Raw genomic sequence first — 14,939 nt, forward strand, 5'->3', positions numbered from 1 at the left:
TTACCATGATGGGAAGGTCAAGGGCTTTTTTCAAGGGTGGCGAAGAATAGTTAGTCCCGAAGAATAGAGGCGAAAATCAATGTGAGTATGTACTCACTATTAATTCCTTCATTGCAGGCAATGATGAAATCAAGAGATACGGATACAAACCTGGGTGAGAATATTCCTTATAAATAGGAATGATACGCATTATAATTACGCGATCTGCGTTGCCCGCAGCGCTCTCCAGCGTGGGTGACTACCTACACTTATATAGATACTGACCATCATGTTGCGTGGATTATTTGTCTTATTGCATCGCTGGTGTGGCCTGACGATTGCACTGTTCCTGCTGATCTCCGGCTTGACCGGTGCGGTGATTTCCTGGGACCACGAGCTGGATGAATGGCTCAATGACTCGCTGTTCAAAGTGGACAGCCGCGGTCCTTATAAGCAATCGATGGATCTGGTCAAGGTGGTCGAGCAAGCTGATCCACGTGCCACCGTGACCTTCATGCCTTTGCAGTTTGAGGAAGGTCACTCGGCCTTGTTTGGTGTGAGTGCCAAGGTTAATCCGGCTAGCGGTCGTTTGTATGAGCTGGGTTATAACCAGGTATTTGTCGACCCGGTCGCCGGACGCATAGTCGGCCAGCGCGAGTGGGGCGCGGTATCGTTGTCACGTGAAAACCTGCTGCCTTTCCTCTACAAACTGCACTACAGCCTGCACATCCCGGAAATGTGGGGCATAGATGAGTGGGGTGTCTGGTTCATGGGCATTATCGCCATCATCTGGGTGGTCGATTGCTTCTTTGGCTTCTATCTGACTTTACCGGTACGACGTGAAAAGAAACTGGCAGCAGTGCAAGCCGGTGGCAACGACAATCGCAAAACCTGGTGGCAACGCTGGCAACCGTCATGGCGTGTGCGCTGGAGTGGCGGTTCGTACAAACTCAATTTCGATTTGCACCGCGCATTCAGCCTGTGGACCTGGGGCTTGCTCTTCATCCTGGCGTTCACTGCGTTCTCGCTGAATCTGTATCGCGAAGTGTTTTATCCGGTGATGTCGCTGGTGTCGAAAGTGACGCCTGGTCCCTTCGATGTACGTACCCCGGTTAATCCGAAGCATCCTATATTGCCTGTCCTCAGCTTCCCGGATGCGATACAGAAAGCGACCGCCGAAGCGAATCAGCGTGGCTGGAAAGAGCCTATCGGCAGTGTGTTTTACTCAAATACCTTCGGGATCTATGGCGCCAGCTTCTTCCATCCTGGCGATGACCACGGTGGTGGCGGGGTAGGGCCAGCGGCGCTGTACTTCGATGGCAAGAATGGTTCTTACCTCGGTAATCGTTTGCCGTGGCAGGGTACGGCAGCAGATATTTTCCTGCAAATGCAGTTCCCGTTGCATTCAGGACGCATCCTCGGTTTGCCGGGACGCATCCTGATTTCGCTCATGGGCTTGCTGGTTTCTATGCTGAGTATCACCGGTGTGGTGATCTGGTGGAAGAAACGCAAGGCGCGTGTCCGTTCCGAAATTCAGGTACGTAACGCCGTCATCGCCAAAGGCGATTTGCCACAGGCGACTGCTTAATCCCGTCCTATATACATAGGGTCGGGCGAGACATAAGCGACGATGCGCCGGTTCAACAGTCCGGGCGGCGCAACCAGTTGCAGGTCGAAGGATGTGACGGTGAAGCCGACATAGAAATGCCAGGCAAAGGATTTGTCACCGACCACGAAGTTGATGATTTCACCGCCTTCGACATTCACCCATTTGGTATCAGGTGTAATCACGATGGTGCGTATTGCCGCTGCAGCGGTGGATGGGTAGCCGAGCAAATCGACGCGGGTCGTTTCGGAAAATGCCGGTGCGCTGAGCATCATGCATGCGGTAAAGGCGAGGGTAAGTAATCTGGTCTGCATGGCAGCCTCCGGGCGTGGGTAGTACTTGTTCTGTAACGTCTTCTGCAACTTATGCTGCAAAGGTGCTCCGTTTAGAGCGCCGATTCATCATACAGGTTCCACTGTTTCTCCATCGCATGCCTTGCATGACATAGCCGGCAAGCATCCGCGTTTCACGCGACAATATATCTTTTTGATATATCCAAAGCCAAAATGGATGATTTACAAGCGCGGCGCGGGTGACTAACATCGCGCTGTAGCGTAGGTCGCGCGTAGCTCGTGCATCCTTGCGTGAGACATCTGGCTTATAAAGGAATCCTATGCCCGGCTCCAAACGAAAACATTTATCCGCACTCGCCTTGCTGGGCGCGCTGGCCATACAGCCACTGTGGGCGGCTGATCTGAAGATCGCCTTGTCCGCCGATGTCTCCTCCCTCGATCCGCACTATCTGAACATCGCACCTAACGTTGCTTTCTCTTCGCACATATTTGATGCATTGGTGAATGTAGATGCCAACGGAAAACTGGTGCCGGGCCTAGCGACGTCGTGGCGCGCCGTCGACGCGACCACCTGGGAATTCAAGCTGCGGCACGATGTGAAGTTTCATGACGGCTCCAAATTCACCGCCGAAGACGTGGTGTTCTCTCTGGATCGTCCGGCCAAGCTGACGAATAGCCCCGGCCCTTACACGGCTTACACCAAACAAATCGTTGCGAAGAAAATCGTCGATCCTTATACCGTGCGCCTCAGCACTGCGACACCTTATGGTCCGCTGGCACTCGATGTAAGCGCCATCTTCATCGTCTCGAAGAAAGCGGCAGAGAAAGCCAGCACCGAAGATTTCAACAGCGGCAAAGCATTGATAGGCACCGGCCCGTATAAATTCGTCAGTTTCAAACGCGGTGACCGTATCGAGGTCGCGCGCAATGATAGTTACTGGGGCGGCAAATCGGACTGGGATAAAGTCAGCTTCCGCATCATTACCAACTCCGCACCGCGACTGGCCGCTCTGCTGTCCGGCGACGTCGATGCAATCGAAGGTGTGCCGACCGCCGATCTGAGCAAGCTGAAAGGCAACGCCAAATTCAAGCTGGAACAAAAGATTTCATGGCGCACCATCTTCTGGGAAATCGATCAATCCGAACGCAGCTCACCATTTGTGACAGACAAGGCAGGCAAACCCTTGCCTAGCAATCCTTTGCGTGACGTCCGTGTACGCCAGGCGATTTCCAAGTCCATCAATCGCAAGGCGCTGGTAGATCGTACGATGGAAGGCCTGGCAGTACCGGCATCGAATATCGTCGCGCCCGGTTTGCTCGGTTACAACGATGCGTTGAAAGTGGAAACCTACGATCCGGAAGGTGCGAAGAAATTGCTGGCCGAAGCCGGTTATCCGAATGGCTTCGCGCTGACGCTGCACGGTCCGAACGACCGCTACATCAATGACGCACAAGTGGTGCAAACCGTCGCGCAATTCCTCAATCGCATAGGCATACAAACCAAGGTCGTCACTTTGCCGCTGTCGGTATACTTCAGCAAGGCACGGGCTGGTGAGTTCAGTGTCGCGCTGCTGGGCTGGGGCACACTGGCCGGGGACTTCGGTTTGCGTACGCTGGTCGGCGCCTCGAATCCGGACACCGGCTGGGGCACCTGGAACTGGGGCAAGTACAGCAATCCGGCACTGGACAAGCTGATTGCTTCTTCGCTCGGCTCGGTCGACCAGGCCAAGCGCGCCAGCTACGCACAGGAAGCGGCAGCCGTCGCGATGAAGGATTATGCGGTCGTGCCTTTGCATCATCAATATGCGACCTGGGCAATGCGCAAGGGCTTGAAGTACACTGCGCGTACCGATGAATTCACTTTTGCACATCAGTTCCACCCAGAATAAATCCAGCGTGCTGTCTGCTTGCGCTCGTCAACTCGCGGGCGGAACCTGAACCATGTTTGATTTCATCCTGCGTCGCCTCGGACAAAGCATACTGGTGCTGGTCGTCATGTCCTTGCTGGTATTTGTTGGCGTCTATGCGATCGGCAATCCTATCGACATCTTGCTCAGCCCGGATGCGGATCAGGTCGAACGCGCCCGCACCATCGCGGCCTTCGGCCTGGACAAGCCCTTGTGGCTGCAATATTTCATCTTTATCCAGAATGCCGCCAGCGGCGACCTCGGTCGCTCTTTTGCGTTCGGTACTTCCGCGCTGGGTCTGATATTGGAGCGCTTGCCAGCGACGATGGAACTGGCAGTGTGCGCGATCCTGATGTCCATCGTGCTCGGCATACCGCTGGGTTTGTGGGCTGGCCTGCGTCCTAACAGCTGGACCGGTAAAAGCATCATGGCAGTATCGATATTGGGATTTTCGCTACCGACCTTCTGGGTCGGGCTGATGCTGATCATGGTGTTTGCAGTGCAGCTGGGCTGGTTGCCGGCCAGCGGGCGCGGTGAAACGACCCTTTTACTCGGCATACCGGTCAGCTTCCTGAGCTGGGATGGTTTGAAGCATTTGCTCTTGCCTGCCTTCAATCTCGCGCTCTTCAATATTGCACTGGTGATACGCCTGACGCGAGCCGGTGCGCAGGAAGCCTTATTGCAGGACTATGTAAAGTTTGCACGCGCCAAGGGGCTGCGCAATAGCCGCATCATAGGCGTGCATGTACTGAAGAACATCCTCATACCCATCGTCACCGTGATTGCCTTGCAGTTCGGTTCCATCATTGCGTTTGCGATTGTCACCGAATCGGTCTTTGCCTGGCCCGGTATGGGCAAGTTGATCATCGATTCGATACGCGTGCTGGATAGACCCGTCATCGTTGCTTACCTGATGCTGATTGTGGCGCTGTTTATCCTGATTAACCTGATAGTCGATGTCGTGTATTCGCTGCTGGATCCGCGTGTACGCTTGTCGGATGCGAAGGGCTGATGATGGACGCTACGATCACAGTTACCCGCATTGAAACGCCATTCCGGCGTTTTGCGCGCAATTTCTTTGCCAGCAAAGTCGCGACGCTGGGGTTCATCGCCTTGCTGCTGATCGTGCTGGCGGCGATCTTTGCACCTGTCATCGCACCGCAAAATCCGTACGACCTGGCGCAGATAGATATCATGGATTCGCGACTCGAACCGGGTACGCAAAACTTCGACCACAGCCTGACGTACGTACTGGGTACCGATGAGCAGGGGCGGGATATGCTGTCGGCGATACTGTATGGCGTACGTATTTCCATCATCGTCGGCGTCGTGAGTACCGTGATTGCCTTGCTGATAGGTTTGACGCTGGGCTTGTTCGCCGGTTACTTCGGCGGCCGGGTGGAAAGCCTGATCATGCGCATCGCCGATATCCAGTTATCGTTCCCGCCTATTCTGGTGGCGCTGATCCTGCTGGCATTGATGGGGCCGGGCGTAGGCAAAATCATCATCGCGCTGGTCGCGGTGCAATGGGCGTATTACGCACGCACTGCGCGCAGCGCGGCACTAGTCGAACGCAAGAAAGAATATATAGAAGCCGCCAGCGGCCTCGGTTTATCGCCGTTGCGCATCGTCTTTCATCACCTGTTACCGAACTGCCTGCCACCGCTCATCGTGATCGCTGCCTTACAGGTGGCGTCGGCGATTTCACTGGAGGCGACCTTGTCCTTCCTCGGCATAGGCTTGCCCGTAACTGAACCGTCGCTGGGTTTGCTGATTGCGAATGGCTTTGATTACATGATGTCCGGTAAATACTGGATTAGCCTGTTCCCGGGCATCGCCTTGTTACTGACTGTAGTCGCCATCAACCTGGTTGCCGACCAATTGCGCGACGTGCTGAATCCACGTCTGCAAACACAATGACGATACCGACCCTCACTGTACAAAATCTGCAGATGCACTTCTCTGCACGCGAAGGCGTGGTGAAAGCGGTGGAGGATGTGTCCTTCTCGGTCGCGCCGGGCCAGATCATGGGCCTGGTGGGTGAGTCTGGCTCGGGCAAGTCTATGACCGCGTATTCGATCATGGGCCTGATCGACCCACCGGGCAAGATAGTTGGCGGCAAGATCATGCTGCGCGAACAAAACCTGCTGGAGCTATCGCCGGAAGCGATGCGTCGTGTACGCGGCAACCGCGTCGCGATGATTTTCCAGGATCCGATGATGACGCTGAATCCGGTCTTGCGTATCGATACGCAAATGATGGAAGCGGTGCTGGCGCATCAGGATGTCAGCAAGGCGACTGCGCGCGCAATGGCACGTGATGCTCTGGCGCGGGTTGGTATCGCGTCGCCGGATGAGCGCTTGCTGGCGTATCCGCATCAATTCTCCGGCGGCATGCGGCAACGGGTGGCGATTGCCATCGCGCTGCTGAATAAGCCTGACCTGATTATCTGCGATGAGCCGACCACCGCACTGGACGTCACGATACAGGGACAGATCCTGTACGAGATGCAAAAGCTGTGTCGTGAATCCGGCACCGCACTGATCTGGATCACCCATGACTTGTCGGTGATCGCCGGACTGGCCGATGCCTTGTGCGTGATGTACGCAGGCAAGGTGGTCGAAAGCGGGACTGTGCAACAAGTACTGGAACAAACGCGCCATCCATATACGCATGGCTTGATTGCCTCGTCGCCATCGCGCAATGTAGCTGGTCAAGCTCTGCGCCAGATCCCGGGCATGACGCCATCCCTGCTCAACCTGCCGTCCGGTTGCGCCTTCCGCACGCGCTGTGATCGTGCGACTGAACAGTGTGCGCAAACGCCGCCTTTATCCACACATGGCACGCATACTTTGCGTTGCTTCCATCCGGTGTCGCAGGCAGTGGAGGTGACGCATGGATAAAGCTTTGCTGGAGCTGCGTGATGTCAGCAAGCGTTTCGTCAAACCGCCGGATACGGCGGCGCGTATAGCTAAAGTATTCGGTGCGCAACGCGCAGCAGAAGTTGTGCATGCCGTAGATCATACGAACCTGAGCATACAGTCCGGTGAAGTAGTCGGACTGGTTGGTGAGTCAGGTTGCGGCAAATCCACGCTGGGACGTATGACAGTCGGTTTGCATAGCCTGTCTTCCGGTACTCGCTGGTGGCAAGGTGAGGACATGGCACAGCTGTCCGGCGGTGAGTTGCGTCGCAAGCAATTGGCCATGCAAATGATTTTCCAGGATCCGTATGCATCACTGAATCCGCGCATGCGCATACAGGACATCGTGGGTGAAGCACCGCTGGCGCATGGCATGGTGACGCGGGCAGAACAGAAGGACTATGTCGCCAACCTGTTGCAAAAGGTTGGGCTGGACCCGGCACTGGTGCGTCGCTTTCCGCATCAATTCTCTGGCGGGCAGCGTGCGCGTATAGGTATCGCACGTGCACTCGCGGTGAAGCCGGAGTTACTGGTATGTGATGAAGCAGTGGCGGCGCTGGATGTATCGATACAGGCGCAAGTGCTGAACCTGTTTATAGAATTGCGGAATGAGCTGAAGCTGACTTATCTCTTCATCAGCCACGACCTGGGCGTAGTGCGACATATCTCGGATCGTGTCGTCATCATGTACCTTGGTCGCATCGTGGAATCGTCACTGACTGCTGAATTGTTTGCACAAGCAAACCATCCGTATACCAGCGCCTTGCTGGCTTCCGCACCCAAACTGGAAGTAAAGAAAATCGATTTTGTTGCAGTTAAAGGCGAGATCCCGTCGCCGCTACATCCGCCTTCAGGTTGTCACTTCCATCCGCGTTGCCCGCATGCGATGCCGCGTTGCAGCGTCGAACAACCCGCGCTGAAAGAGATCGCGCCGCAGCACTTTTCTGCCTGCCATCTGAACGACGTGGCTTAAGCCGCGGTCTGCTTGCGATTGATATAGCGTCGTGACAGTGCTTCCAGCGGACCTTGCGTATGCGTACTGAGCCACCAGCGACTTAATAGCAATTGCAGCAACATGATGGCGAAGGCGATCAGCATCCATCCGGCCGGCGACCAGCTGGCTCCCAGACCGAAACCAAATCCCTGTATCAATACCGAACACAGCAGCGATTGCATCAGGTAATTGCTGAGCGCCATGCGACCTACCGGTGCCATCCAGTCGGCCAGCCAACGCTGGGTGCCGGAACCAGCCAGCATCAGACATGCGACATAAGCCGCAGCCAGGCAGCTGCCGCCGACCGGCAGCCATGCATATGCAATATAAGAGTAGGGTGACGGATGCAAAGGATCGATCGCCTCTGCCAGGATCAGCGTGGCCCAGATCAGGTTGAATGGTATGCCTATTGCAAATCCGGCCAGGCGCACGCGCCGCCAGAAAATAGTGTGACGCCACGGTTGCGTCAGCCAGCCGCGTCTCACCGATATCAGGCCGAGCAGGAACAGCACGGCGATATGCGGCAGGATGAAAACGGATTGGGTGGTTACCGAGATGTAATCACGTACACGCTGCACTGCGATGCTGAGGTAGCCGCCGTAGGTATAGGTGGTGCGCGCGGCCTCCACTGCATAGGCCTCATTTTTACTTTGCGCGATCAGATCATCACTGCTGAAAAGTTGCGTGCCGAAGAAGACATTCAGCAGCAGAAGGGCAGCAAATATACCGAGCCAGACGTACAGATGCTTGCGCACCCGGCGCAGTTTCGCATTCGCCAGACCGGACAGTACCCAGAATCCGGCGATCGCATACACGGTTAGGATGTCGCCGAACCAGATCAGTACGCCATGCACGACGCCGCAAGCCAGCAACCACTTCATCCGGCGGCGGTATAGCTGCTCGGCATCGCTCCAGCGCCCCAGCTTTTCCTTGGCCGAGCGTGCGATGAGGACAAAGCTGGCACCGAACAGGAAAGCGAATATCGGATAAAACTTTTGTTCGGCGAAGAAGGCGACGAAAGCGACCGACAGGATATCGAACAGGCTGGCATCAACTGGCAGCACGCCATAACGCAGGGAGTTGAAACCCCAGATAAATGAAAAGACATTGACCAGCAGGATGCCGAACACGGCTATGCCGCGCAAGGCATCTATATGCGCATGGCGCGCGTAATTGGTCGGAGCGGAGGGAGGATTCATGGTTGCTTGCCAGTGTGCATGGAGCTACAGGTCGCAGCATAGTGCGACCTGTCAATTCGGTACAACGGGTTTAATCTGATACGAGTGCGCCGGATGCGGCATCTGTTTCATTGGCTGCGGCCAGCCGGGCTTCATGTCTTTGCGACAGTACCCAGGTGAATTCGGCACCGAGCAAAAAAATTTGCGCCGAATAATAAATCCATGCGAGCAGGACTACCAGCGAACCGGCAGCGCCAAAGCCGGAGGCCATATTGGTTTTGCCGAGGTAGAGACCGATCAGGGTTTTGCCGACACTGAACAGCAAGGCAGTAATGACTGCGCCGAACCAGACATCGCGCCAGGCGATAGTCGCACGTGGCATGAATTTATAAATCATCGCAAATAGCGTGGTGATGACGCCGAAGGATACGGCCAGGTTCAATAGATGCAACACGATGGTCCAGTCGCCCAGCATGCTGCCCCACCATTTGCCGAGCGCGGCCAGCGCCGCGCTGAGTATCATTGATACCAGCAGCATAAAGCCCAGACCCATCACCATGCCGAAAGACAACAGACGGGTGAAAACGAATTTCCAGATGCCACCGCTGTTGTTGTCAGCTGAAACTTTCCAGATACGGTTTAGTGCGCTCTGCAATTCGCCGAACACCGCGGTCGCACCTATCATCAGCGTCAAGGTACCCAGAGTGGCGGCGATGATGCCCTGGCCCGGCTGGCTGACGGAGCGCAAGATACCTTCTACGGCCGCTGCACCGGTATCGCCGACCAGGCCGCGCAGTTGCGAGATGATTTCTCCTTGTGCCGTGTTTTGGCCGAAGAAGAAGCCTGCAATCGCGATCACGATGATCAGCATTGGTGCAAGGGAAAAGATCGTGTAATACGCCAGTGCGGCGCCCATACTCGGTGCAAAATCCTGTAACCAGGCTTGTACCGCTTCTTTGGTCAATGACCAGGCATCTTGCAGGTGCGTTGTTTTCATTGTTGGCGTCGCTTTCTGCGGTGATCGGCAATTCGAGTTTTTTAATTTCTCTGCTGCAGTTTCCCGGATTGTACCGATAGTTGGGCTGTGATGTTGCCGCCCCCGTGATGGCATAAGAATTGCTGCCGGGTAAAGACAGATGCGATGTGATGCGCGCGGCCTGCTATGCTGAACTATCTGCCGTTCATAGTCCGCCATATTTCCATGCCGCGCCGCCATCATCACCATGTCTACGTCGTCGAATTATCGACCGATGTGCTCTACGAAGCTCGTTTTAAAAAGGCGAATCCGGATTACATCCCGGGTAAGCCCTGTGTCTACGTTGGCATGACCGGGCTGGACCCGGACCTGCGCTTCGATAAACACAAGGCAGGTATACAGAGCAATCGATACGTCGAGAAGTTCGGTTTACGTCTGTTACCGGAGCTATATGCGGTGTACAACCCTATGCCGTATGAGGCTGCATGCGAGATGGAGGTAGAGCTGGGCATCGCGCTGCGTGAAGCGGGCTACGGCGTGTGGCAGGCATGATGCTGCAAAAAAACATTTAGACGCGGAACCATTCCAGTTTTGACAAGGTCAGACTGGGACTCATTCCGCAAATACCTGTGTGTGTTACCGGATATTTGCGGCCTGAGTTCTGGTATGACTGCTGGGTTGCGATTCAAAAGGCGCTGCAACAACCAGGGATGCCCGGGCACAATCCGGGTGATTTCGCAGCAGTTATCGTCTTTTGTCCATCCCATCGGCGACGAAAGGTCAATCTTGCTTAGCTCCGTGAAGCGCATCGCGTGGAGTGTAAGCACTTTTCAAATTGGATGTGTATAGCAACTAATTGCAACGAAATGCTACGGCGACTTGATGCAATTAATCGGGATACACATCTTTGCTCCGTGCAAACCTGCATATCTGCAGTAGCGACGGAGGTCTGATAGCCAGCATGGAGCGGACAGTTTGTTTAGATTGGAAATCATGTTCTGTAGTTTATTTACACCCGTGCGGGCCGGTCAGCGCATCGCGTTGCTGGTTCTTGCACTTATTCCCTGTATTCCTGCGTTTGCGTTTGAATTCAACGACGTCGCGAAGAAAGCCAAGCAGTTATCGACTAGCTCCTACAAGGCACCACAGAAAAATATTTCGAAAGCCCTGGAGAATCTGAATTACGACCAATACCGCGATATCCGCTTCAAACCTGAGCGTGCATACTGGCATGCAGACAAATTACCGTTCGAGCTGACCTTCTTCCATCAGGGTCGCCAATTCGAAAGCCCGGTGCGCATCAACGAAATCGTCGGTAAACGTGCGCGTGCGATTCCATTCGATCCCAAAGGCTTCAACTACGGTGCCAACAAGTTGACACCACATGACCTCAAACATCTGGGCTATGCCGGTTTCCGCGTGCATTACGCGATCAACACTCCAAAATATAAAGATGAAGTAGCAGTCTTCCTGGGCGCAAGTTATTTGCGTGCGGTTGGTAAAGGCCAGATCTATGGCTTGTCCGCACGCGGGCTGGCGGTCGATACCGCTCTGAACTCCGGTGAGGAATTTCCAAAGTTCGTGGAGTTCTGGATAGAGCGTCCGACTGCAAACAGCAAGCAGTTGACTATCTACGCCTTGCTCGACTCGCGCCGTGTAACCGGTGCATATCGTTTCACGATCAAACCGGGCGAACAAACGGTGACAGATGTGAAGTCGCAGCTCTACCTGCGTGAGAATGTGACCAAGCTCGGCATTGCACCGTTGACCAGCATGTATTTCTTTGGCGAGAACCAGCGTTCGACCACCGAAGATTACCGTCCGGAGGTGCATGACTCGGATGGTTTGTCGATACAGTCGGGTACCGGTGAATGGATCTGGCGTCCGCTGGTGAATCCGAAACGCTTGCTGGTGACTTCGTATAGTTTGAGCAATCCGACCGGTTTTGGTCTGATGCAGCGTGATGAAAAGCAAAGCAGTTATGAAGACCTGGAGTCGCGCTACGAAGCACGGCCGAGTGCGTGGGTAGAACCAAGCGGCAAGTGGGGCGCGGGTCGCGTGGAGCTGGTACAGATACCGACTCCGGATGAGTTCAACGACAACATCGTCGCTTACTGGGTACCCGATGTTATTCCTAAGCCGGGCACTGCCATCAATCTGGATTACCGCCTGTACTGGAACAAGAGCTCGCAACAGCGTCCCCCTTTGTCCTGGGTAAGCCAGACACGACGTGGCCATGGCCACTTGCGCAAACCGGATGACAGCACTGCGCTGTTCGTTGATTTCGAAGGACCTATCTTCAAGAAGCTGCAGGCTAACGCCAAGATAGAATTCCGCGCCTCGTCGGATAGCAATGGCGAAATCCTGGAAGCACATACCTACCGCAATGAAGCGACCGGCGGCTGGCGCGCTGCGCTCAGGGTCAAGCGTATAGACGACAAGAAACCGATAGAACTGCGCGGCTTCCTGCACACCAACAACACAACTCTGTCGGAAACGTGGAGTTATATCTTGCCGGCGGATTAATGGACGCGCCCCGTATTCCGACCCAGTGTCGGCATTACCTCGATCACCTGGCCTTGCCGGAGCAGGAACGGCGTGCACTGGAAGAGCAGCTGGAACAGAGTGCGACATTTTCCACGCGCGTAGCGATGGGTGATTTGCATAATGCGCTGGCAGGTGAACATGCAAATCCTGATAACCCGGCGCTGGGTTCGGTGCTAGCACGTACCTGGCTGGCGCTGGCACCGAAGACAGCGGATAAGGCGTCAGGTAAGACAATACCAGCCGCAGCGCTCAGTGATGAGGCCGGTGTACCTTTAAGCATTGCACCGCCTATCAACCGCGCTTCGATGGTGCCGGAACCCTGGGGCGCCTTGAATCCGCTGACGCGCTGGGTGCAGAGTATCTTCAAGCGACAACCGAAAAAATCACCGCCCGCCACTGATACGGTGACACCTGCCAACGATGGTGCAAAAGGCGGCACCCGTCGTCTGGTTTTGCTCCTGCTGATGCTGGGTCAGACCGGGCTGGCTACTTATTACATGAGTAGCGTCTTGCCGTATCAGGGCAAGCAGCCATTGGAAATAGCGATGCTGGCTTTGTTTGCCCTGCTGTTCTGTTGGGTTTCGGCTGGCTTCTGGACTGCGATGACCGGTTTCATTCTGCTGGCTCGTGGCAAGGATCCCCACTTGATTTCCCGGACGGCGGTGACGGACGGACCGATAGACGCGGCTGCGCGTACCGCGATCGTGATGCCTATCTGTAATGAAGATGTGGCGCGGGTGTTTGCCGGCTTGCGCGCGACCTATGAGTCGGTAGAAAAAACCGGACAGCTGGACAGATTCGATTTCTATGTATTGAGCGATAGCAGCAATAGCGACACCTGCGCCGATGAAGTCGCCGCCTGGGCCATGCTATGCAAGACGATTAATGGCTTTGGTCGTATCTTCTATCGTCGTCGCCAGCGCCGGGTACGCCGCAAGAGCGGCAATATCGATGACTTCTGCCGCCGCTGGGGCAAGAACTACCGCTATATGGTGGTGCTGGATGCCGATAGTGTGATGAGTGGCGATTGCCTGACCAAGCTGGTGCAATCGATGGAAGCGAATCCGGATGCCGGCATTATCCAGACTGCGCCACGCGCGGCGGGTCGCGATACTTTATATGCGCGCATCCAGCAATTTTCGACGCGCGTGTACGGCCCCTTGTTTACCGCTGGCCTGCATTATTGGCAGTTGGGTGAATCGCATTACTGGGGACACAACGCCATCATCCGCATGCAGCCTTTCATTGAGCATTGCGCCTTGTCGCTATTGCCGGGCAAAGGTCCGTTTGCAGGTGAAATCCTGTCACATGATTTCATCGAAGCTGCACTGATGCGCCGTGCTGGCTGGAAAGTCTGGATCGCCTACGATCTGGATGGCAGTTATGAAGAGATGCCGCCTAACTTGCTGGATGAGTTGAAGCGCGATCGTCGCTGGTGCCAGGGCAATCTGATGAACTTCCGCCTGTTTCTGTCCAAGGGCATGCATTCCGTACATCGCGCGGTATTCGTCACTGGTGTGATGGCTTATCTTTCTGCACCGTTGTGGTTCCTGTTCCTGATACTGTCGACCGGTTTGCTGATGCAACACACGCTGACAGAGCCTATCTACTTCACCGAGCCGTGGCAGTTATTCCCGAACTGGCCGCAATGGCATCCGGAAAAAGCGTTGGCCTTGTTCAGTGCCACAGCGACTTTGCTATTCCTGCCCAAGATCCTGAGTGTGCTGTTGATCTGTATGCAGGGTGCACAGCAGTTTGGTGGGCGGCTGCGCTTGGTCGGCAGCATGTTGATCGAAATGTTTTTCTCGATGTTGCTGGCACCGGTGCGCATGCTGTTTCACACGCACTTTGTGATCGCTGCCTTCATGGGTTGGGCGCTGCGCTGGAAATCGCCGCCGCGTGAAGATGCCGAGACCAGTCCCGGTGAAGCGATACGCAAGCATGGCTTTCATACGCTGCTGGGCCTGACCTGGGGCGGCATTATCTTCTGGCTGAATCCGACCTTCCTGCCTTGGTTGCTGCCTATAGTCGGTTCGCTGGCAGTGGCGATTCCGGTGTCGATTTATTCCAGCAAGGTTTCCAACGGTTTGCGTTTCCGTCGCAAGAAGCTGTTCCTGATACCGGAAGAAGCGCAGCCACCAGTGGAATTGCAGGATATGGTTGCCTATGTCAAAGCCGCACCGCGCAGCATGAACTTTGTCGATGCAGTGGTCGATCCACGCTTCAATGGAGTGATGTGCGCCAGCAGCTATATGCATGCGCATCGTTCGCTGGAAGCGCAGCGCAGGCGCAAGGATCAGATACAGGACGCAGTGAAGAATGGCCCGACCACTTTGCCGGACGGGCAAAAGAATGGCTTGCTGGCTGATCCAGTCTTCCTGTCGCAACTGCATCTGGACGTCTGGTCATCCGAGCAGGCGCATCCGGGCTGGTTCAAACATTTGCGTGAAGCGAATGAGAAAGAACAACTGAGTTTGCGCCACGCCGGGCGCGGTGCGCTGGGTTTGGAAGAAAGAAAACAACCCGCCTGATTCCCGC

At 55.3% G+C, this 14,939-nt stretch carries 12 protein-coding genes; 9 read left to right on the forward strand and 3 right to left on the reverse strand.

Annotated features, from left to right (window positions below; translation table 11 throughout):
• Positions 1–271 precede the first annotated feature (271 nt).
• The gene (locus IXC47_RS09820) at positions 272–1,567 is read left to right on the forward strand and encodes a PepSY-associated TM helix domain-containing protein (RefSeq protein ID WP_407651103.1); all 1,296 of its coding nucleotides are present in this window, start codon (positions 272–274) and stop codon (positions 1,565–1,567) included.
• On the opposite strand, the gene IXC47_RS09825 is transcribed toward IXC47_RS09820, so the two are convergent.
• Positions 1,564–1,899, reverse strand: coding sequence for a CzcE family metal-binding protein (locus tag IXC47_RS09825; protein WP_175624565.1), 336 nt, complete (start codon positions 1,897–1,899; stop codon positions 1,564–1,566). The two genes, IXC47_RS09820 and IXC47_RS09825, sit on opposite strands and share 4 nt — an antisense overlap.
• A 299-nt stretch (positions 1,900–2,198) precedes the next feature.
• On the opposite strand from IXC47_RS09825, the gene IXC47_RS09830 reads away from it, so the two are divergent.
• From IXC47_RS09830 to IXC47_RS09850, 5 genes are read left to right on the forward strand one after another with little or no spacing between them, the layout of a single operon-like run.
• Complete coding sequence (locus tag IXC47_RS09830; RefSeq protein WP_195875520.1) at positions 2,199–3,767, forward strand: ABC transporter substrate-binding protein; 1,569 nt, start codon at positions 2,199–2,201, stop codon at positions 3,765–3,767.
• 52 nt (positions 3,768–3,819) lie between these two features.
• Complete coding sequence (locus IXC47_RS09835; protein ID WP_195875521.1) at positions 3,820–4,797, forward strand: ABC transporter permease; 978 nt, start codon at positions 3,820–3,822, stop codon at positions 4,795–4,797.
• Positions 4,797–5,705, forward strand: coding sequence for an ABC transporter permease (locus IXC47_RS09840; RefSeq protein WP_407651100.1), 909 nt, complete (start codon positions 4,797–4,799; stop codon positions 5,703–5,705). The genes IXC47_RS09835 and IXC47_RS09840 overlap by 1 nt, the downstream gene beginning before the upstream one ends.
• Positions 5,702–6,688, forward strand: coding sequence for an ABC transporter ATP-binding protein (locus IXC47_RS09845; protein ID WP_195875522.1), 987 nt, complete (start codon positions 5,702–5,704; stop codon positions 6,686–6,688). The genes IXC47_RS09840 and IXC47_RS09845 overlap by 4 nt, the downstream gene beginning before the upstream one ends.
• Positions 6,681–7,679, forward strand: coding sequence for an ABC transporter ATP-binding protein (locus tag IXC47_RS09850; RefSeq protein WP_195875523.1), 999 nt, complete (start codon positions 6,681–6,683; stop codon positions 7,677–7,679). Before IXC47_RS09845 ends, IXC47_RS09850 begins: the two co-directional genes overlap by 8 nt.
• On the opposite strand, the gene IXC47_RS09855 is transcribed toward IXC47_RS09850, so the two are convergent.
• A complete protein-coding gene (locus IXC47_RS09855) occupies positions 7,676–8,899 on the reverse strand; it encodes a DUF418 domain-containing protein (protein WP_195875524.1) in 1,224 nt (407 codons plus the stop codon). The genes IXC47_RS09850 and IXC47_RS09855 overlap by 4 nt on opposite strands.
• A 70-nt stretch (positions 8,900–8,969) precedes the next feature.
• The gene (locus tag IXC47_RS09860) at positions 8,970–9,875 is read right to left on the reverse strand and encodes a YihY/virulence factor BrkB family protein (protein ID WP_175624571.1); all 906 of its coding nucleotides are present in this window, start codon (positions 9,873–9,875) and stop codon (positions 8,970–8,972) included.
• 204 nt (positions 9,876–10,079) lie between these two features.
• Between IXC47_RS09860 and IXC47_RS09865 the strand changes: the two genes are divergently transcribed.
• The 3 genes from IXC47_RS09865 to mdoH all read left to right on the forward strand — a co-directional run bounded on the left by IXC47_RS09865 (position 10,080) and on the right by mdoH (position 14,932).
• Positions 10,080–10,406 carry a hypothetical protein gene (locus IXC47_RS09865; protein WP_175625189.1) on the forward strand — a complete coding sequence of 109 codons (327 nt, stop codon included), beginning with the start codon at positions 10,080–10,082 and terminating at the stop codon, positions 10,404–10,406.
• A gap of 441 nt (positions 10,407–10,847) precedes the next feature.
• A complete protein-coding gene (locus tag IXC47_RS09870) occupies positions 10,848–12,380 on the forward strand; it encodes a glucan biosynthesis protein G (protein ID WP_230089484.1) in 1,533 nt (510 codons plus the stop codon).
• The gene (gene mdoH, locus IXC47_RS09875; RefSeq protein ID WP_195875525.1) at positions 12,380–14,932 is read left to right on the forward strand and encodes a glucans biosynthesis glucosyltransferase MdoH; all 2,553 of its coding nucleotides are present in this window, start codon (positions 12,380–12,382) and stop codon (positions 14,930–14,932) included. Before IXC47_RS09870 ends, mdoH begins: the two co-directional genes overlap by 1 nt.
• Positions 14,933–14,939: the final 7 nt, after the last annotated feature.

The organism is Herminiimonas contaminans, assembly GCF_015645465.1.
GTDB lineage: Bacteria > Pseudomonadota > Gammaproteobacteria > Burkholderiales > Burkholderiaceae_D > Oxalicibacterium > Oxalicibacterium contaminans.

What these genes read in the sequence shown, in the direction of transcription:
- IXC47_RS09825 (WP_175624565.1), bottom strand. Translation starts at nt 1,899, where the DNA reads ATGCAGACCAGATTACTTACCCTCGCCTTTACCGCATGCATGATGCTC.
- IXC47_RS09830 (WP_195875520.1), top strand. Translation starts at nt 2,199, where the DNA reads ATGCCCGGCTCCAAACGAAAACATTTATCCGCACTCGCCTTGCTGGGC.
- IXC47_RS09835 (WP_195875521.1), top strand. Translation starts at nt 3,820, where the DNA reads ATGTTTGATTTCATCCTGCGTCGCCTCGGACAAAGCATACTGGTGCTG.
- IXC47_RS09840 (WP_407651100.1), top strand. Translation starts at nt 4,797, where the DNA reads ATGATGGACGCTACGATCACAGTTACCCGCATTGAAACGCCATTCCGG.
- IXC47_RS09845 (WP_195875522.1), top strand. Translation starts at nt 5,702, where the DNA reads ATGACGATACCGACCCTCACTGTACAAAATCTGCAGATGCACTTCTCT.
- IXC47_RS09850 (WP_195875523.1), top strand. Translation starts at nt 6,681, where the DNA reads ATGGATAAAGCTTTGCTGGAGCTGCGTGATGTCAGCAAGCGTTTCGTC.
- IXC47_RS09855 (WP_195875524.1), bottom strand. Translation starts at nt 8,899, where the DNA reads ATGAATCCTCCCTCCGCTCCGACCAATTACGCGCGCCATGCGCATATA.
- IXC47_RS09860 (WP_175624571.1), bottom strand. Translation starts at nt 9,875, where the DNA reads ATGAAAACAACGCACCTGCAAGATGCCTGGTCATTGACCAAAGAAGCG.
- IXC47_RS09865 (WP_175625189.1), top strand. Translation starts at nt 10,080, where the DNA reads ATGCCGCGCCGCCATCATCACCATGTCTACGTCGTCGAATTATCGACC.
- IXC47_RS09870 (WP_230089484.1), top strand. Translation starts at nt 10,848, where the DNA reads ATGTTCTGTAGTTTATTTACACCCGTGCGGGCCGGTCAGCGCATCGCG.
- mdoH (WP_195875525.1), top strand. Translation starts at nt 12,380, where the DNA reads ATGGACGCGCCCCGTATTCCGACCCAGTGTCGGCATTACCTCGATCAC.